This is a genomic window from Fusibacter sp. 3D3 (assembly GCF_001748365.1).
Taxonomy (GTDB): Bacteria; Bacillota; Clostridia; order Peptostreptococcales; family Acidaminobacteraceae; genus Fusibacter_A.
This window is the reverse complement of record NZ_BDHH01000050.1, coordinates 1-2,580: the sequence shown is the minus strand read 5'-3', so window position 1 is coordinate 2,580 and position 2,580 is coordinate 1. Positions and strand designations below refer to the sequence as shown.

General features: G+C 33.0%; 1 protein-coding gene and 3 pseudogenes. 1 reads left to right on the top strand and 3 read right to left on the bottom strand.

Annotated features, from left to right (window positions below; all coding sequences use genetic code 11):
• The 3 genes and pseudogenes from F3D3_RS23095 to F3D3_RS24830 form a co-directional block, all read right to left on the bottom strand.
• Window positions 1-293, bottom strand: a pseudogene (locus F3D3_RS23095) (IS110 family transposase); the annotation flags it as partial.
• 221 nt (window positions 294-514) lie between these two features.
• Window positions 515-784: a hypothetical protein gene (locus F3D3_RS23090; RefSeq protein ID WP_069876879.1), complete on the bottom strand. Its 270-nt coding sequence runs from the start codon at window positions 782-784 to the stop codon at window positions 515-517.
• A gap of 1,034 nt (window positions 785-1,818) precedes the next feature.
• Window positions 1,819-1,963: pseudogene (locus tag F3D3_RS24830) on the bottom strand (IS3 family transposase); the annotation flags it as partial.
• 332 nt (window positions 1,964-2,295) lie between these two features.
• Between F3D3_RS24830 and F3D3_RS23080 the strand changes: the two are divergent.
• A pseudogene (locus F3D3_RS23080) lies at window positions 2,296-2,580 on the top strand (IS21 family transposase); the annotation flags it as partial.

Below are 2,580 nucleotides of genomic sequence, written 5' to 3'. Positions count from 1 at the left end.
CCCTCTTGTGTGTTGCTAAATGGAAATGCAGATTTACTGAGTTCTCTGCCTCGGGTATCAATCGCTCTTATATAGTGTGTTTCGCTGCCGATATCGCATCCTAAAACAAGCATATCATCACTGATAAAAGTCAATTTTTCGTTTTTATCAAACTTGCCTTTTGTTTCCAATTCATGCCATGTAGATGCTTTAAGATTATTTTTTATGGCTTCCATTTTTTTTAAAATTTCTTGTTGTTCAAAAATATTTGCTGCTATAACTTGATTTTTTTTCTTTTTGCCTTTAAAATTCATCTTAGATACCTCTCGTATTTTTTTGATTTTTTACTAACGGTCTGGTCAGTAATAATCTTAATTTACTTGAGGTATTTTTCTTTGTCAATCGCTTGACCTATTTAAATTATACAGGAAGCTTTCTATTGTTGAGGATTAATCGCTTGGCATTGCAACATGCGATGCGGTGTATGAATGCGGGAATTCCCCATCAACATATCTATTCGCAATAAAACTCAGATCTACATATTTTTCCCTTGATATTCTAACACTCCAAATCCAGTCTTTTCTGCAATATAAACACTTTTAGTTTCATCATCCCACATCAGCCTAAGATTTTTTAATTTTTCTTTAATATCACTCATTTTTAGATATGTACTTCCATCGCAATTATATGCCTCTACATTACTCTTTGCACCATTAATATAAATTGGATATTTTACTTTTACAAATTGCGGGGCATTCGTTTCTGCATATGCAGTCGTTGAAATAATACTTATCACACCTGTCACTATAAAACAGCTTTAAAAGCCTGCGATAAAAAATAATAATATTTTCAGAATATTCTTTTTGATGATAATCACCTCCTTTCTTATCGAAGACCGCTGACATATTTGATAAGAACTTTATTTTTTAACGACAGAGGACTGGCTGTACAATCACATATTTTTTTGATTTTCAAGAAATGAAGAACATACAAGAGGAGGAGATCGCCGTTATCAATAGGCAACTGCAGCTGGAATAAAATCAAAATATATTCTGTTATAGAGAATTTCGATTCATTAAAGGCAATCATGTTCAAAAATGTTATGCCAAATGGATTGCCAATGGTAGTACATTCCCTAGCTCTTACAATGTAAATTTAAAAGCTGAATTTCAATATGAAACATTGCAAGCTTATCTAGATAATAAGCCCACTAAAGTTAATTATATGGACGTCATTTTATAATAAAGAAAAATGTAAGCAGTTGGGATCAAACTAATTTGCCACTTTAATTTAAATCCACTAATAAAAAAATAAAAAAACATTATGAGAATACATGTAAACACCATTAAAAAAGTATTTTTATTCATAACTCTTCTCCTTTACAAAATAAATTTTAGCTGATTTCAGAACTATGCAATCATTGAAAACACTTGCTTTTGTTTATAAAAATAGCATATTACCCTCCATTTCGGAGGTGTAAATAGGGTGCGAACCTGTTGATAACTCTACACACAAAGAAAGGAAGGAAGGAAGGAAGGAAGGAAGGAAGGTAATAATGCTAATTTCTGCTTCTAATCAGGTTTCCCTGTTCGATCTTGACGCTGAGGTTGATGAACTTACTTCATGCAAATCAGATCAACTTTTTTCTCTTTTTAATCAGTTTACAAATATGGATGATATCATTCCTGCAGCCTTCTATAACACATATTACTCTGACGTTGGGAAAAATAGAGATTTTCCACTTGAAGGTATGCTTAAATCACTTGTCTTTTATAACCTGATTGGTCTACCTACCTTTTCTACTCTCATTTGTATCATCAACATTTCAAGTGACTTTATAAACTCTGTTTTAAACACTTTGAAAATAGCTTCTGCTACAGCGTTGTCATATGGACAGCCCTTTTTACTTAATGATTTGGATGTTAAAAGTCTCTATTAGACCCTCGATAACATTATTTTTAAACTCGCTGCCACGGTCTGTATTATGCCGAATTCGGTATAGCAGCGACTATGCCGAAGAATTAATTAACTTGTTACAATTACTTGAGTTGATGTCTTTTATTCAGTCTAGTATTTTCGGTTTTTAGAAAAAACAGATCTGAGGTTTATCTAATTTGCTTCAACCATGTTGATTTATACTTAAAACTGACCCAGGTTTAACGCTTAAAATTGACCCACTAACAGGGTGAAAATTGAGTTCTATATATTTTGATTATACACTGAACCTTGAAAATTTAACACTGTGAATTGACCCACCTCTGAAAAACAATTATAATCCTTTATGCATGTCTAACATGCAGCAGGAGGAAAAAAGAGGTGAAAAATTTGGAAGATTGGGCAGCTGTACAGCGCGTGTACAAGCAAACAAAGTCCAAACGAGCTACGGCCAGACTACTTGGCATATCAAAAAATACAGTTAAAAAGTTACTGGCATTATCAGAACCACCTGAATATCAGCGAACTGAGTATGAAAGTAAGATCAACTCTTTCAAAGAACAGATTATTGAGTGGAGATGTGAACCTTGCCAATTCAACGGAACAAGAATTTTTAGAGAACTCAAAAAGAGAGGCTATATGGGAAGTATCGGTCCTATATATCGC